Origin of the sequence: Photobacterium aphoticum (assembly GCF_001029435.1) — a bacterium.
GTDB lineage: Bacteria > Pseudomonadota > Gammaproteobacteria > Enterobacterales > Vibrionaceae > Photobacterium > Photobacterium aphoticum.
In genome coordinates this window covers 1-312 of the sequence record NZ_LDOV01000097.1, presented here as the reverse complement: position 1 = coordinate 312, position 312 = coordinate 1, and the positions used below count along the sequence as shown (strand labels likewise).

Here is a 312-nt window from a genome sequence, read left to right as displayed (position 1 = left end):
TGTCTGTTGCTATGTCTGACGTTGTTTCTGAGATGCAACAAGCGTTACACCACGCGGAAAGTATTCAACGTCAAACCAGTAACACAACGGAAATCAGCCAAGACGTACAACGTAAAGTTGAGATCATCACTGAGCATGCGAATGACACCTCTAAGTCGGCGGCTCAAACGCGTGAAATCAGTATGAATCTTGAGCAACTTTCTGAACATTTGGAGTCACTTATCAATCAGTTTTCACTTTCGCGTAAGAATTAAGCCGATTTGGCCATTTTTTGCCTGCGGAAACGACAATAAAGGTTGAAGCATAATAATT

Annotated in this window: 1 pseudogene; it reads left to right on the top strand. The window is 42.0% G+C overall.

Annotation, left to right across the window (positions count from 1 at the left end):
- Positions 1 to 254 (top strand): annotated as a pseudogene (locus ABT58_RS23200) (methyl-accepting chemotaxis protein); the annotation flags it as partial.
- Positions 255 to 312: the final 58 nt, after the last annotated feature.